Annotated in this window: 14 protein-coding genes; 12 read left to right on the forward strand and 2 right to left on the reverse strand. The window is 43.4% G+C overall.

Annotated elements, in window-relative coordinates:
- Positions 1-113 precede the first annotated feature (113 nt).
- From ACMXYW_RS05070 to ACMXYW_RS05095, 6 genes are all read left to right on the forward strand, one after another.
- A complete protein-coding gene (locus tag ACMXYW_RS05070; RefSeq protein ID WP_415905448.1) occupies positions 114-1,034 on the forward strand; it encodes an ABC transporter ATP-binding protein in 921 nt (306 codons plus the stop codon).
- An 8-nt stretch (positions 1,035-1,042) separates the two neighbouring features.
- Positions 1,043-1,816 carry an ABC transporter permease gene (locus ACMXYW_RS05075; RefSeq protein WP_415888751.1) on the forward strand — a complete coding sequence of 258 codons (774 nt, stop codon included), beginning with the start codon at positions 1,043-1,045 and terminating at the stop codon, positions 1,814-1,816.
- Positions 1,817-2,641, forward strand: a complete 825-nt coding sequence (queF, locus tag ACMXYW_RS05080) for an NADPH-dependent 7-cyano-7-deazaguanine reductase QueF (protein ID WP_415905449.1) — start codon at positions 1,817-1,819, stop codon at positions 2,639-2,641.
- An 8-nt stretch (positions 2,642-2,649) separates the two neighbouring features.
- Positions 2,650-3,210, forward strand: a complete 561-nt coding sequence (locus tag ACMXYW_RS05085) for an NAD(P)H nitroreductase (protein WP_415905450.1) — start codon at positions 2,650-2,652, stop codon at positions 3,208-3,210.
- Positions 3,211-3,220: 10 nt separating this feature from the next.
- Entirely contained in the window at positions 3,221-3,682 is a 462-nt protein-coding gene (locus ACMXYW_RS05090) for a YiiD C-terminal domain-containing protein (RefSeq protein ID WP_415900495.1), read from the forward strand.
- Between the two features lie 122 nt (positions 3,683-3,804).
- Positions 3,805-6,018 carry a heavy metal translocating P-type ATPase gene (locus tag ACMXYW_RS05095; RefSeq protein ID WP_415905451.1) on the forward strand — a complete coding sequence of 738 codons (2,214 nt, stop codon included), beginning with the start codon at positions 3,805-3,807 and terminating at the stop codon, positions 6,016-6,018.
- Here ACMXYW_RS05095 and ACMXYW_RS05100 read toward each other — a convergent pair.
- Entirely contained in the window at positions 6,004-6,585 is a 582-nt protein-coding gene (locus tag ACMXYW_RS05100; protein ID WP_415905452.1) for a peptidylprolyl isomerase, read from the reverse strand. The two genes, ACMXYW_RS05095 and ACMXYW_RS05100, sit on opposite strands and share 15 nt — an antisense overlap.
- Before the next feature lie 241 nt (positions 6,586-6,826).
- Between ACMXYW_RS05100 and ACMXYW_RS05105 the strand changes: the two genes are divergently transcribed.
- Positions 6,827-7,198: a VOC family protein gene (locus tag ACMXYW_RS05105; protein WP_415892089.1), complete on the forward strand. Its 372-nt coding sequence runs from the start codon at positions 6,827-6,829 to the stop codon at positions 7,196-7,198.
- 163 nt (positions 7,199-7,361) lie between these two features.
- Entirely contained in the window at positions 7,362-9,023 is a 1,662-nt protein-coding gene (locus ACMXYW_RS05110) for a methyl-accepting chemotaxis protein (RefSeq protein ID WP_415900499.1), read from the forward strand.
- A gap of 349 nt (positions 9,024-9,372) precedes the next feature.
- Here ACMXYW_RS05110 and ACMXYW_RS05115 read toward each other — a convergent pair whose 3' ends face one another.
- Positions 9,373-9,813, reverse strand: a complete 441-nt coding sequence (locus tag ACMXYW_RS05115; protein ID WP_415905453.1) for a hypothetical protein — start codon at positions 9,811-9,813, stop codon at positions 9,373-9,375.
- Between the two features lie 221 nt (positions 9,814-10,034).
- Between ACMXYW_RS05115 and ACMXYW_RS05120 the strand changes: the two genes are divergently transcribed.
- The 4 genes from ACMXYW_RS05120 to ACMXYW_RS05135 all read left to right on the forward strand — a co-directional run bounded on the left by ACMXYW_RS05120 (position 10,035) and on the right by ACMXYW_RS05135 (position 14,210).
- Entirely contained in the window at positions 10,035-11,453 is a 1,419-nt protein-coding gene (locus ACMXYW_RS05120; RefSeq protein ID WP_415900502.1) for a PLP-dependent aminotransferase family protein, read from the forward strand.
- A 97-nt stretch (positions 11,454-11,550) separates the two neighbouring features.
- The gene (locus ACMXYW_RS05125) at positions 11,551-12,870 is read left to right on the forward strand and encodes a deoxyguanosinetriphosphate triphosphohydrolase (protein ID WP_415905871.1); all 1,320 of its coding nucleotides are present in this window, start codon (positions 11,551-11,553) and stop codon (positions 12,868-12,870) included.
- Positions 12,871-12,927: 57 nt separating this feature from the next.
- Positions 12,928-13,302 (forward strand): translation initiation factor Sui1, encoded by a 375-nt coding sequence (locus tag ACMXYW_RS05130; protein ID WP_415900503.1) that lies wholly within the window; start codon positions 12,928-12,930, stop codon positions 13,300-13,302.
- A gap of 134 nt (positions 13,303-13,436) precedes the next feature.
- On the forward strand, positions 13,437-14,210 hold the full coding sequence (locus tag ACMXYW_RS05135) for an aspartyl protease family protein (protein WP_415905454.1): 774 nt from the start codon (positions 13,437-13,439) through the stop codon (positions 14,208-14,210).
- Positions 14,211-14,213 lie beyond the last annotated feature (3 nt).

Genomic DNA, 14,213 nt, shown 5'->3' on the forward strand with positions numbered 1-14,213 from the left:
CTGACTTAATCCTGTATTTGCACAGTTTGCTGAAATCTTACGAAGAGAGATTCAATTCGCTTAGGTTTTAAGTCGATTTGGATAATTACCTGCTTATATTTTTGGAAAGATAAATGACGTTAGCGCTCTCTATAAAAAACCTGCGTAAAGTCTATGGAAATGGCTTTGAGGCATTAAAGGATATCTCCTTTGATGTTCAACAAGGGGATTTCTTCGCCTTACTCGGCCCTAATGGTGCTGGTAAATCGACTACCTTGGGTATTGTCTCTTCCTTGGTGAATAAAACCTCCGGCAGCGTATCGATCTTCGGGGTGGATTTAGATAAGGACTTAACTCAAGCCAAAAAATATCTGGGTGTTGTGCCGCAAGAATTTAATTTCAACATGTTTGAAAACGTGCGGGATATTTTAATTACTCAGGCGGGATATTACGGTATTAACCGTAAAGCAGCTGGAGAGAGAGCAGATTATTACCTAAAACAACTAGGTTTATGGGATAAGCGTAACGGTGCTGCTCGCATGCTATCCGGTGGTATGAAGCGTCGTTTAATGATTGCACGAGCATTGATGCATGATCCAAAGCTTTTGATTCTGGATGAGCCAACAGCTGGTGTAGATATCGAATTAAGACGCTCCATGTGGGAGTTCCTACAAGAGATCAATGCGGCGGGAACCACAATCATTCTGACGACACACTACTTAGAAGAAGCGGAAAGTCTTTGTCGCAATATTGCGATTATCGATCAGGGCAATATCGTTAAAAACACCAGTATGCGAGCTCTGTTACAGCAGCTGAATACTGAAACTTTCCTACTTGATCTCGATTCGAACTTAGAAGCTGCACCATTGGTCTCGGGTTATCCAATCAGATTGCAAGGTGACCATCTGTTAGAAGTGGATGTAGAAAAGCATCAGGGCTTGAATACGCTCTTTGTTGAGCTGGAAAAGCAGGGTGTGAATGTGAGTAGTATGCGTAACAAATCCAATCGATTGGAAGAGTTGTTTGTTGCGTTGGTAGATAAAAGTTTGGATTAGGATTAGGCATGAATACCCAAGATTTATTGGTAGCTTTCTGGACCATTGTTCGACGCGAAATTAAGCGTTTTATGCGGATCTGGGCTCAGACGCTGCTACCGCCTGCCATCACTATGACACTGTATTTCATCATCTTCGGTAATCTGATTGGTAGCCGGATCGGTGAGATGGGGGGCTTTGACTATATGGAATATATAGTGCCAGGCCTGATTATGATGTCAGTAATTACTAACTCCTATAGCAACGTAGTGTCATCGTTCTATAGCACTAAATTCCAAAAAAACATTGAGGAGCTACTAGTTTCGCCTGTTCCTAACTGGGTGATTTTGAGTGGTTTTGTTCTAGGTGGAGTGGCGCGCGGGTTGGGCGTTGGTTTAATTGTCACAATATTGTCTCTATTCTTTACCGATCTTCAGGTTCAGAACCTTCTAGTGACTATTGCGATTGTATTCCTAACTTCAGTGCTGTTTGCTTTAGGCGGTTTTATCAATGCTGTTTTTGCGAACTCGTTTGATGATATCAGCATCATTCCGACCTTCGTGTTAACCCCTTTAACCTATTTGGGTGGGGTGTTTTATTCGATACAGTTACTGCCGGAGTTTTGGCAAGGGGTTTCTCAGTTAAATCCGATTCTGTATATGGTGAATACCTTTAGATACGGTATTCTAGGTGTAAGTGATATAAATGTAGGGTTTGCTTTCGGCATGATTATTCTGTTTATCGCCGGTCTATTTTCATATGCCCTATATCTGCTACAAAACGGTAAAGGTATCCGTAGTTAAATGAAAGAACATGATGTAATTGCCTGCTCGCCATTAGGGCAAGGTACCGAATACGTTAACAGCTATGATCCAAATCTGTTGTATCCAATTGCACGCGACGTCAATTGGAAGCAGCAAGGTGTAGAACGTAAAGATCTTCCATTTGTAGGTGTTGATATTTGGAACGCCTATGAGATGTCTTGGTTGAATCAGCGTGGTAAACCCGAGGTGCGTTTAGCTGAGTTTAAGGTCTTCGCTGATTCTGAAAATATTATCGAGTCCAAGTCGTTTAAGCTGTATTTGAACTCATTCAATCTCAGTAAATTTTCCTCTGAAAGCGAAGTAAAAGAGCGCTTAATCGAAGATCTTTCAGCAGCCGCTGGTGGACGCGTAGAGGTTCGCATATACCATCCTGATCAAGCACCAGAATTTGGGCAATTCACGGGTTTCTGTATCGATAATCATGATGTTGAGATTACCCAATACACACCTGCGCCTGAGCTATTAACAACCGGCGAAGATGATATTGAAGAGGTGCTTTATAGCCATCTTCTCAAATCAAACTGCCCTGTAACGGGACAGCCTGATTGGGCAACGCTTGGTATTAGTTATTGCGGTAAAGAGATCGATAGAGAAGGGCTGTTGAAATACATTATCTCTTACCGCGAACACGGCGACTTCCATGAGCAATGTGTAGAAAATATTTTTATGCACATCTGGGAGCGCTGTAAGCCACAGAGCCTGAATGTTTATGCACGTTATGTTCGCCGTGGTGGTTTAGATATTAATCCATTCAGAAGTAGTGATTCTGAAGATATTGATAATCTGCGTTTGAGCCGCCAGTAGAGGGTAATATGGAAGCTTTAGAATTATTACATAATCGTGTTTCTTGCCCGGTTTTGAATGAGCCAGGCCCAACCGAAGAACAGTTAAAGAATATTTACGAAGCGGCTTTACGTGCGCCCGATCATGGAGCGCTGCGTCCATGGCGCTTTTTGTCTGTGCAAGGCGAAGCGAGAGCAAAGCTTGGTGAGCTTTTTCTCCGCGGTGCTTTAGCCAACGATGCTGAACTGCCTGATGCAAAACAAGATAAAATTCGTGCGATGCCTCTTCGAGCGCCATGCATGTTAGTTGTGATTGCTGCAGTCAAAGATAGTCCTAAAATTCCTGTGTTAGAGCAGGAGGTTTCAGCAGGCTGTGCCGCTCAGAATATGATTTTAGCTGCTTATGCTCAGGGGCTAGGGGCTATGTGGCGAACAGGTGATATGGCTTATAACTCAGTTGTACGTGAAGGCTTAGGTTTAACTGAGCAGGAAACGATTATTGGTTATATCTATCTAGGAACACCAAAGAAATTACGTAAGGCTCCTGTGCATGATCAGCAGGAGTATGTCGTTGAATGGACTGGCGTATAGGTAGCACCCTTTGAGTGAAGCAAACAGTACTACTGAGTTTCTTACTTGGCTTAAATCACAAATCCCATTGGTTAATCATATGGGAGTAAAGCCTTTAGATTGGGATGGCAAGTGCTTGCGAATGTCTGCAGCGCTTGCGCCTAATGTAAACGATAAGGGCACAGGCTTTGGCGGATCTCTAGCAACTTTATCTACACTCTGTGGTTGGAGTGCTGTGACTTTGTATCTTCGCGCTCAGGGCAGAAACGATGATGTGGTTATCAGAGAGAGTAAGCTCGAGTATTTCCTACCGGTAACCTCTGATTTTACCGCAGAATGCCAACTACCTAATGTCGAAGCATTAGCTGTTTTTGATCAAAAAATGCAGGCTAAGGGCCGTGCTCGGATGGATTTAGTGATCGAAATTAAACAGAAAGACCAAGTCGCTATGCGTCTCAGTGGCAGTTATGTTGCTATGGAAAAGCAGTCGTAGACGCCTTACATCTTATATCCTCTCTAATATATCCTTGACCCTATAGTTAGCTTTAGGGTTTATGCTTAAGGAAATTTCATCACGTAATTTCTCAATCTATTAACCATACGACAGGTTTCATCATGATTTATCGGTTGTCTTTGCAAGGTGTTAAATGTGCAGGCTGTGTTAGGTCATTGGAAAAAGGCTTACAGCAAGCAGATGTAATTGAGGACTTTGCGGTTAATTTTGCTGATCGAAGCTTAAGTGTTTCCTCAAAATCTAGTGTTGAGCAGGTTATCGCTGCAGTCGAAAGTGCTGGATATGGTGCAGAAGAAATTACTGATGAAACTGATTTCGAACAGATTGAAGCGCGAGAAAACAGACAGTATCAGATAACGCTTAAGCGCAGTGTTATTGGTTTGGCTTTTGGGGCTCTGTTAATGCTTCAAGGCTGGCTTGGCATGATGCCTGATATCACAACAACGTCAGGGTTATGGATAGGAGCTGTGACAGGTGTTGCTGCGCTGCTTTTGATGTTTTTCTGTGCGGGTCATATCTATCAAGGAGCTTATAAATCGGCTTTTCTGGGCCGATTTAATATGGACAGCTTAATCGCTTTAGGGACAGGGGCTGCGTGGATCTACTCTACCGGTCTATTGCTCGTTTCTGTAGTCGGTATCGAGCTGCCTATGGAAGCGCGCCACCTTTATTACGAAGCTTCTGTGATGATTCTTGGTTTTATTCTACTCGGGCAGGCATTGGAGGCGCGAGCACGAAAGAAAACCGGTGATGCTGTTCGAAGCCTTATGAATCTTCGTCCTGCTACAGCGCTTCGTGTGCGTGATGGTGAGGAAAAAGAAGTACCCGTTGAACTCCTTGCTTTGGGTGACGTGATCCGCGTACGGCCTGGAGAACGGGTTCCAATTGATGGTCAGGTGTTATCTGGTAGCAGTTACGTAGATGAATCTATGTTAACCGGCGAGTCAATGCCGGTGAATAAAGAGGTAAGTGATTCTGTAGTGGGTGGCACGTTGAATGGATCAGGTAGTTTGCTTATTAAAGTGGAGCAGATTGGTTCTCAAACCGTCCTTGCACAGATCATCGAAGCAGTACGAGAAGCCCAAAATTGCAAGCCTGAACTTGGTAAATTAGCAGATAAAATTGCCTCTGTTTTTGTTCCCGTCGTCATGGCTTTGGCGCTTATTACGGCCTTAATTTGGTGGTGGTTTGGCCCAGAGCCTCAGTTGACCTACGCCATAATTACTATGATGAATGTGCTGATAATTGCTTGTCCGTGCGCTTTAGGATTGGCGACACCTATGTCAGTTATGGTGGCTGTCGGTAAAGCCGCGCAAAACGGTATTTTGATTCGTAATGCTGATGCTCTGCAATTAGCCGAAAAAATCTCAGTCGTTGTGTTAGATAAAACTGGTACGGTGACCCGAGGTGAGCCGGAGGTTACAGATCAGATGTTTCTGCGTGGTGATAAGGCCTTAGTTAGAGCAACTGTGGCAGCTATTGAGGCTCATTCAGAACACCCGTTGGCTGCTGCATTGGTGAAGCAATTTGCAAATGCAGAACTTTCTATAGACGTTACGAATTTTCAGAATGTATCTGGGCAAGGGGTCATTGCCGACACCGGTTCTGGCAGATGGTATCTGGGAAACTACGCATGGATGGATGAAAACCAAGTCGATTGTAGCGAAGTAGCAGAAGTGGTTTCTAAATGGAGTGACGAATCTAAATCCCTTGTCTTTGTCGCTCAAAATGACCAGTTGGTTGCATTGTTTGGTGTTGCAGACCCGATTAAAGACGATTCTGAACAGGCAATTAGTGCGCTTAAAGCTTCAGGTTTAAACGTTGTGTTACTTTCTGGGGATAACAGTAAAACAGCGAATGCTGTGGCAAAGTCAGTGGGGATTGATCAAGTCTTCGCGGATGTAAGACCTGATGAAAAGCAGGCCGTTATTCAAAGTTTGCAGGAGCAAGGTGAAGTCGTGGCGATGGTCGGTGATGGCGTTAATGATGCGCCGGCACTAGCACAGGCTGATCTTGGATATGCGATTGGCTCTGGCTCTGATATTGCGATAGCGAGTTCTGACGTGACTTTGATTTCAGGCTCTTTAAAAGGCGTAGAAAAGGCCATTAACTTATCTAAACAAACGGTTCGAAATATTCGTCAGAACTTGTTTGGAGCATTTATTTACAACGGCTTAGCTATCCCCGTTGCGGCAGGAATCTTGTTCCCTGTGGCAGGTATTTTGCTGAATCCGGCCATAGCAGGTGCTGCTATGGCCATGTCTTCAGTGACAGTTGTAAGTAATGCTAACCGTCTTCGTTTAGTTCGCCTTTGATTCGGAACCTAAACGTTCAATCTTCTCGATGATCACTGCTTGTTGTGGGACATTGCGGTGACCGCCTTTTGGCGCTGTTGGACTGCGGCTGATACGAACCACTAGATCAAGGCCGTCAGTAACTTTGCCAAATACCGCGTAGCCCGGGCGTCTGCCGCGTGCATCAAGGTTATAGTTATTCACTGCATTGATAAAAAACTGTGATGTAGCACTGTCAGGGAAATTGGTACGTGCCATTGAAATTGTTCCCTGTAAATTGCTTAAGCCATTTGCTGATTCATTTTTAATTGGATCACGCACTTCTTTTCGCTCGAGATCTTGAGTGAAACCACCACCTTGAATCATAAAGCCTGCAATAGTTCGGTGAAAAATAGTGCCTTCATAGAATCCGTTATCCACATAATCTAGGAAGTTCTTAACCGTGATCGGTGCTTTTTCCGGATAAAGTTCTAATTTGATGTCACCCAAATTGGTTTTCATAACAACCTGTGGGTTAGCTTGATCGGCTAAAGCTACGTTTATAAGAGAAAACGTAAGTGTGAAAATAGCGAGAAATTTTTTAAACATAGTCTTATCAACAATTAGATTTATTTGTTGGCATATTACCTAATTATCAAACCCGCCGTCACCTCAGTTATTTCCCACTCATTTCGGGTGATTTACCTATTGGTTATCTTTTAAGCAATTGTCTGATATCAAAAGAGTTTTGCTATCTTTGAGATTCGTTCTATAGTAGTAGAGTATGTAACTCCTAAGTACTGTTGAGCCGTTTCTATGATTTGAATACTGCGCTCTATTGGAGGCGCTTATGAGCTTTACGATTGAAAAGCTAGATCACATTGTTCTAAACACCCTCAATGAGGAAGCGTGTTTAGACTTCTATGTCCGTGTGCTTGGCTGTGAACTGATTCGTAAGGTAGAAAGCCCTCTGTTATATCAACTTAGAGCTGGAGACTCTCTAATTGATATTAAGCCGGTTAAAGAACGGAGCGAGCACTCAAATCTAGATCATTTTTGTTTGAGGATTAAACCATTTGAACCCGAAGTGTTATTTCCTTTTCTGGGGAGGGAGGGAGTGCCTTATGGAAGGGTTGAGAAGAGAAATGGTGCAACAGGCTTTGGTAGTTCAGTTTACATCGAAGATCCAGATGGAAACTGTATAGAACTAAAAGCCGCATAGACTGTGTTAAGAAAACCAAATTAGACAACACTGCTTTGCGTAACAATAACTATAAATGCGGTCTGAAATACGGACATTCTAAGGTGCATACCTATATGCCCTAAGCCGCAAGACAAGAGTTGGAGTGGGTTAACTCATGGGCAATATGGCGTTAAAACATAAAATGCTTTTATTAACACTAATACCGTTGATTGCGGTATTAGCTGTCGTCATGGTCGTTGTAAATTTTCAACTAAGAGCGCTCGGTGAGCATGAAATTGAGGAGCTACGCTCTGAATTAATGGCGAGCAAGCAAGAGTCATTAAAGAGCTATGTTGATCTAGCAACATCATCAATTAAGCATATTTATGAGGGGACAGGTAAAGAGGATCTGTACGCGCAAGAGCAAGCATTGAATATCTTGACCGAGCTGACGTATGGCGAGAAAGGTGACGGTTATATTTTTGCCTACAAGTATGATGGCACCAATTTAGCTACTCGTCCGAAGCCACAGTTGCGGGGTAAAAACCTGATGGGGCTTAAAGATAAAAATGGCGTACTGATCATTGAAGAGCTAATTAAAGCCGCTAAAAAAGGTGGCGGTTATCTAACTTACGTTTGGACTAAACCATCTAAAAATGCTGATGTGGATAAGTTGAGTTATGCCATTGGTCTAGATAATTGGGAATGGATGGTAGGTACCGGTTTCTATATAGATGATATTGAAGATCAGGTTGCTGCGGCAACGGAAAAACTAGAAGCTGAGATCACAAATACCATGCTGTTTATTTTAATGATCGGTGGCGGCTTTGTGATTGTCTTCGGCTTAGTCTCAGTAATGATGGCAAATAGTATTGCCAATCCATTGGCGGCTGCAGCGGCTGCTCTGAAAGATATAGGCGAAGGGGAAGGTGACCTTAGTAAGCGTTTAGATACTAGTGCTAAAGGTGAAGTGGGTGAGTTAGCGCATGGATTTAACTCTTTCGCAGCTAAAATTCAGTCACTCATTGTTGAAGTTAAATCTTCAATCGAAGAACTTTCAAGAGCAACGGCTCGAATGACTGGCGTAGTTGATGATACTAGGCAAGAGGTTAATGATCAGCGCCAAGAAACCGAGCAGGTGGCTGCTGCAATTCACCAAATGGCTGCCGCTGTGCAAGAGGTCTCTACAAACGCAACCAATGCCTCGCACTCTGCGCAAACTGCAGATGATTCCGCGCAGGGTGGTCAGATCGTTGTTAATGAAACCATCAACTCAATTCAGTCATTACAAAGCGGCGTGAATAATGCGGCTGATGTTATCGGTCAGTTAGATCGTGATTCTGAGCACATTGGTACGGTTATTAATGTCATCAAAGAGATTGCAGACCAAACCAATTTACTCGCTTTAAATGCCGCGATTGAAGCTGCAAGGGCGGGTGAACAAGGCCGTGGTTTCTCTGTTGTGGCGGATGAAGTAAGAACGCTAGCCAACAGAACACAGCAGAGCACAGATGAAATTCAATCGATGATTGAAAAGCTTCAATCAGGTGCCCGTCAAGCTGTTCAAGAGATGGAGCGTAGCCGTGAACAAACAGATCGCACAGTTGAAAAAGCGAGTCATACTGGGGATCAGTTAAACACAATAACTACGTCAGTTAGTGATATCAGTGGCATGAGTACTCAGATAGCGACTGCCGCAGAACAGCAAACAGCTGTGGCAGATGAGCTAAGCAGAAGTATTCAGCACATTGCTGATATCTCTGAGAAAGCGAGTGGTAATGCCGATAGGCTATCTGCGACCACTGCGGAAATGTCGCAGCTCGAACAGCGCTTAACAACTTTGGTAAACCAGTTTAAAACGTAAAAGAAACTAGGTTTTTAAAGCGGGCATTTATGTCCGCTTTTTTTATGCCAATTTTCTTGGAGAGAATAGATAATAGCGGACTAAATTACTGAGTATTTGGCTAATAACGATCTGGGTCAGCAAAGGGATCGGTTTTTAAGGAAATAAAGGAAGTATGGCAAAGCCTAATAAGAAAGGGCCAACAACTACGGTAGATGTGTATTGCGCTAAATGTAAGGCGTTGTTGTTCAAGTATCGTAAAGGAGGAAAAGGAGCCTTAGTAAAGTGTTTCAAAGAGCGTATCAATGAAGACCATACCAAGACTCCTTGCGAATGTCCGGGATGTCAGATGGTGTTTGCGCGTGAAGCATTAATTCGTGGCGCTCCCGCTTTCAAGTTGATCGGAGGAAAAGTGTTTGCCAAGTAATACTCTATCCTTGATTACTGCCTTGTTTGCTAAATTAGGAGCAAGGCAGAGGATATCCCCTTTAACTTGATAGGTAGTGCTTTCTGGGGGGAGTATGTTTCCGCCACCGTACTGTTTTAACGCTTGCTTTTCAGAAGTGCGCGAAAAGATCTGATGCTGATATGCTCCGCCTCGGCACAGTTCTCTTGCCGCATGATGCCACATTGTTTCGACATCTTTCTGACTGCTCTTTTTGTCCCCAAAGTATTCTACGCTGTATTCATCGCTATTGATCGGTGTAAAGCTGAAGCCGTTTTTACCGTCAAATGCATGATAGCTGCTATCACAACCGCTAAGCAGCAGCCCTCCTAATAACAAGCTTGATAGTTTTAAGTGGCGTTGCATTGTTTGTACTCCTTTATCTGTAGTGTTTAAGGTCTGTTTGTATACTTGAAAATATGTACAGATATTGATTTCTGATCATGGAGTAATGTTAAATTAGGCGGTAAATGGTATACAGATTTAGAAAATTATTATTTAGGCGTTACAGATTTGTAAAATTATTTCTGTGATGCTAATTTTTATTTTATCTGTACTGTAATATTTCACTGTAATGGTCATTTTTTATGAAACTGTATGAACAGCTCCAAGAAGCTTTGATTAAGCGTATAGAGCAAGGGTATTACCCTGTAGGGAGCAAGCTGCCTTCTATAAGATCGTTAAGCAAAGAGAGAGAAGTCAGTATTTCGACAGTTCAAGAAGCTTATCTTCGCCTAGAAGAGAATGGGTTTGTTGAAGTCAGGCCTAAATCTGGGTACTACGTAAAGTCCAGAGGAGAGGCGCCGGAATTACCAGAAGTGAGCCGACCGGCACAGCGTCCCCTAGAAGTGTCACATTGGGAGCAGGTTTATCATCTTCTAAATAGTGCCAAAGGACATGGACACATTGCTTTAGGGACTGCGAGCCCCGAAATTAATACTCCGACATTAAAGCCCTTACTGAAAGCGCTAACCAATTCAGCGGGATTACAGTCAGAACAATTTCTCAATTACAGTGAGATTCAGGGGAGCGAGAAGCTACGTAAGCAGATAGCGCGACTAGCTTCAGATTCGGGATGTAAGCTTCATCCCGATGACATCATTATTACCAGCGGTTGTCAGGAAGCTCTAGTTTGCAGTTTGAGAGCAACTACAAAACCAGGTGATGTTGTAGCAACAGATTCACCCAGTTTCTATGGTTCGACTCAGGCGATTAAAGCGCTGGGATTAAAAGCGATGGAGATTCCTACGCACCCTGAAACGGGTATCAGTTTAGAAGCATTAGAATTGGCATTAGAGCAATGGCCTATCGCGGCTATTCAGGTTACCCCAACCTGCAACAATCCACTTGGATATACTATGCCTGAAAGCCGTAAGAAAGAGCTGCTGAGACTGGCGCAGCAGTATGATATTCCGATCATCGAAGATGATATTTACGGCGATCTTTTCTATAAATCACCTCGTCCGAGAACGATTAAATCCTTTGATGAAGAAGGTCGTGTTCTGCTTTGTTCCTCTTTTTCTAAAACCATTGCTTATGGTTTGCGATTAGGTTGGGTCGCGCCTGGTCAATGCACAGAAAGGGTACTGCATAAGAAGTTTGTTTCGACTGTGAGTAACCCTCCAGTTCAGCAGGAAGCAGTTGCTGAGTTTATTGCTAAGGGATATTACGAGCGCCACCTTAGAAAGGTGAGAGCTCAATATCACCATAGCCGGGATATGATGATCGACCTTGTCAGACGTTACTTCCCAGAAGGCACTCGTATGAGTTACCCCGAAGGCGGTTATCTGCTTTGGGTGGAATTTCCTGTAGCAGTCGATTCAATAAAACTAAATAAAAGGCTAGAGGCAAAACAAGTGAGCATTGCGCCTGGGGTTATCTTCTCTGCGTCAGGTAAGTATCGTAATTTTGTTCGATTAAGCTTTTCCAAAAAGTTGACTGAAAAAACAGAAGAAGCGTTAAAAGCGATTGGCGAGGAGGCTAAAAAGCTGATAGCAGAAGCGTAATCAATTACGCGTATGGTTAACCAAAAAGCTTATATGGAAAGCCTGTAAATGGCCGACAATATGAGTCTGAATGAAGTTGCTGAGCGGAGAGTACAACATGGAAATGCAGTGGCAAAAGTTACTCACAACCAAGCGTTACGGCCATGCAGAAGTAACTGAAGATGAGTTTGGGAGAAGCCATTTTCATAAAGATCAGGATCGGATAATTTTCTCCAGTGCTTTCAGACGGTTAGGGCGAAAAACACAAGTTCATCCGATGTCCTTGAATGATCATATCCACACGCGTTTGACCCACTCTATTGAGGTGGGAAGTTTAGGAAGAACCTTAGGTATACGCGTAGGGGAGTTAATTCAGGATCAGCTTCCGGAGTGGGCAACGGCCTACGATATAGGAATGATCGTACAATCGGCCTGCTTAGCACATGATATTGGCAATCCTCCCTTTGGGCATGCGGGCGAGTATGCAATAAGGGATTGGTTTAAACGCCAAGAAAACAGTGCACTGCTGGAAAACCTTTCCGACTCAGAACGCCTAGATCTGATGACCTTTGAAGGTAATGCCCAAGGCTTCCGAGTTGTTACGCGTATTGAAAATCACCTGTTTGATGGCGGTTTGCGTTTAACTTATCCAACCCTTGGCGCGCTTTTAAAATATCCTTGGAGTGCTGATTATGCAGGGGATAAAGGTAAATTCAGCGCCTATCAAACCGAAGTCGAAATACTAAATAAGTTAGGTAAAGAATTAGGTTTAATTGAGAAGTCTAAAGGCTGCTGGTGTCGCCATCCGCTGACTTATTTGATGGAAGCTGCTGATGACATCTGCTATGCCATTCTAGATCTGGAAGATGCTATTGAACTGAATATTTTGACCTTCGATGAGATCAAACCGATCTTGCTCACACTTTGTGGTGATACCTCTTATGAAGCTGAGATCTTTACCTCTCAAGCGTCTGCACGCCGAAAAATTTCGGCATTGAGGGGGATGGCAATGAAGCATATGGTCAGCTCTGCTGTCCAAGCCTATATGGATAATCAACATTTGATTATGCACGGTGAATACACTGGTGAGCTCTTAGCTGATGGCGATCCCGGCGTGCGAGATGGGCTTTATCAAGCTAAAAAATTAGCACGAGAAAAGGTATTCCCAGATACCCGAAAAACTGAGCTGGAGGTTGGTGCGTATACAACCCTGGGGGTATTACTCGAGGCATTTTGCCATGCTGTATATGACAACTATCAATTACAGGGCGAAGGTTTGAGCTATCGTAGCGATCGCATTATCAGTTTGATGGGGATTCACGCTCCATCGCCGAAGCTGCCCCTTTATAAAGCCTATATGCGCGCTTTAGATTTTATTAGTGGCATGACAGATAACTACGCGACCTACCTCGCTCGACAAATTGGCGGCTTAAGTTAGGGGCCAGCAGGAATTTCTCATATAATAAGGTTTTTACATCGAGAAAAGGCTTATCCAGTGGCTTCATTAAAAGATCAATTAGGCAGTTTGGTTTATTCCACAGAAAAAGGGCAGCTTTGTTCTGGCTGTGGTGAAGCTTTATCTGAATGCGTATGTGCAGAGCTGGAGGATAAAAACAGACTGGATAATTTAGATGGCATCGTCCGTATCCGCCGCGAAACCTCAGGCCGAAAGGGTAAAGGTGTAACGACTATTACGGGTATTCCTCTGCCTGAAAAAGAGCTTAAAGCTTTATCTAAAAAGCTTAAAAAAGTTTGCGGTACCGGTGGTGCATTGAAAGATGGGATTGTAGAAATCCAAGGTGATCAGCGAGATAAACTGAAAACGTTGCTGGAAAAAGAAGGTTTTACCGTCAAATTGGCAGGAGGCTAAGGTTGATGGCTAAGAAAAATTGTACGCGTTGTTTAGTCATGCGGTTTGCTTTAGTTTTTATGGCTATTGTTGTTCTGTTTATGCTGAATGGACTTAGCCAATTTTTTAACTAAACACTTATAGGAAGGAGAATCATGGATAGAAAACTTCTGTTAACACCGTTATTAAGCGCTTTATTGATTATGCCGACCTTGGCTGAAGCGCGGATCTATGAATATGTAGATGATAATGGTCGTAAAGTGTTTGTGGATCGACTCTCTAAAATTCCTGCTAAATATCGTGAAAAGGTGGAAACTCGCGAAGAGCAAAAAGACAAGCTGGATCCCCTTGAACTCCAAGCATTCAATCATGGTGCTAATGCTAAGCAGCGTCAATTTGAGCTTGATAAAGCAAGATCAGGTATCAAAGATGCAATGAAAAAGTGGTTCACGCCTTTTGAATTCCATGCGAACCGCATAGTGGTACCAGTAAAAGTTTTCTATGGAGCACGTTCAACCCAGTTGTCTCTGGTTATGGATACAGGGGCTTCCTACACAGTTGTCCATAAGCAAGCTATTAGTTCTTTGAACGCTCAGTTACGCAAGGGTGCTGCAGCAAGGGTTGCTGATGGTAGTGTGGTTGAGACGCAAAAAATACATTTTGATCGCTTTGAGATTGGTCCTTATAAAGCGAAAGGGGTTACCGCTGGTGTATTAGATTATCAGGGCCGGAGCTCAGGAACCGATGGTTTGCTTGGAATGGACTTCTTATATCAAGCGCGCTATGAAATAGATCGGGAAAAGAAACATATAGTTTGGGATCCGGAGCGTTATAAAGAGTTACAAGAGCAGCTCGTTGAGATTGACAGGCTGGAGCAGGAATTGAAGGGGGCACTCACTGCTCCAGCAGCCAATAATCCACAGGAATAAAAC

The sequence above is a fragment of the Neptuniibacter sp. QD48_55 genome (assembly GCF_047778115.1).
Taxonomy (GTDB): domain Bacteria; phylum Pseudomonadota; class Gammaproteobacteria; order Pseudomonadales; family Balneatricaceae; genus Neptuniibacter.

Coding starts and splice junctions, on each gene's coding strand:
- ACMXYW_RS05070 (WP_415905448.1), top strand. CDS start 114: ATGACGTTAGCGCTCTCTATAAAAAACCTGCGTAAAGTCTATGGAAAT.
- ACMXYW_RS05075 (WP_415888751.1), top strand. CDS start 1,043: ATGAATACCCAAGATTTATTGGTAGCTTTCTGGACCATTGTTCGACGC.
- queF (WP_415905449.1), top strand. CDS start 1,817: ATGAAAGAACATGATGTAATTGCCTGCTCGCCATTAGGGCAAGGTACC.
- ACMXYW_RS05085 (WP_415905450.1), top strand. CDS start 2,650: ATGGAAGCTTTAGAATTATTACATAATCGTGTTTCTTGCCCGGTTTTG.
- ACMXYW_RS05095 (WP_415905451.1), top strand. CDS start 3,805: ATGATTTATCGGTTGTCTTTGCAAGGTGTTAAATGTGCAGGCTGTGTT.
- ACMXYW_RS05100 (WP_415905452.1), bottom strand. CDS start 6,585: ATGTTTAAAAAATTTCTCGCTATTTTCACACTTACGTTTTCTCTTATA.
- ACMXYW_RS05105 (WP_415892089.1), top strand. CDS start 6,827: ATGAGCTTTACGATTGAAAAGCTAGATCACATTGTTCTAAACACCCTC.
- ACMXYW_RS05110 (WP_415900499.1), top strand. CDS start 7,362: ATGCTTTTATTAACACTAATACCGTTGATTGCGGTATTAGCTGTCGTC.
- ACMXYW_RS05115 (WP_415905453.1), bottom strand. CDS start 9,813: ATGCAACGCCACTTAAAACTATCAAGCTTGTTATTAGGAGGGCTGCTG.
- ACMXYW_RS05120 (WP_415900502.1), top strand. CDS start 10,035: ATGAAACTGTATGAACAGCTCCAAGAAGCTTTGATTAAGCGTATAGAG.
- ACMXYW_RS05125 (WP_415905871.1), top strand. CDS start 11,551: ATGGAAATGCAGTGGCAAAAGTTACTCACAACCAAGCGTTACGGCCAT.
- ACMXYW_RS05135 (WP_415905454.1), top strand. CDS start 13,437: ATGGATAGAAAACTTCTGTTAACACCGTTATTAAGCGCTTTATTGATT.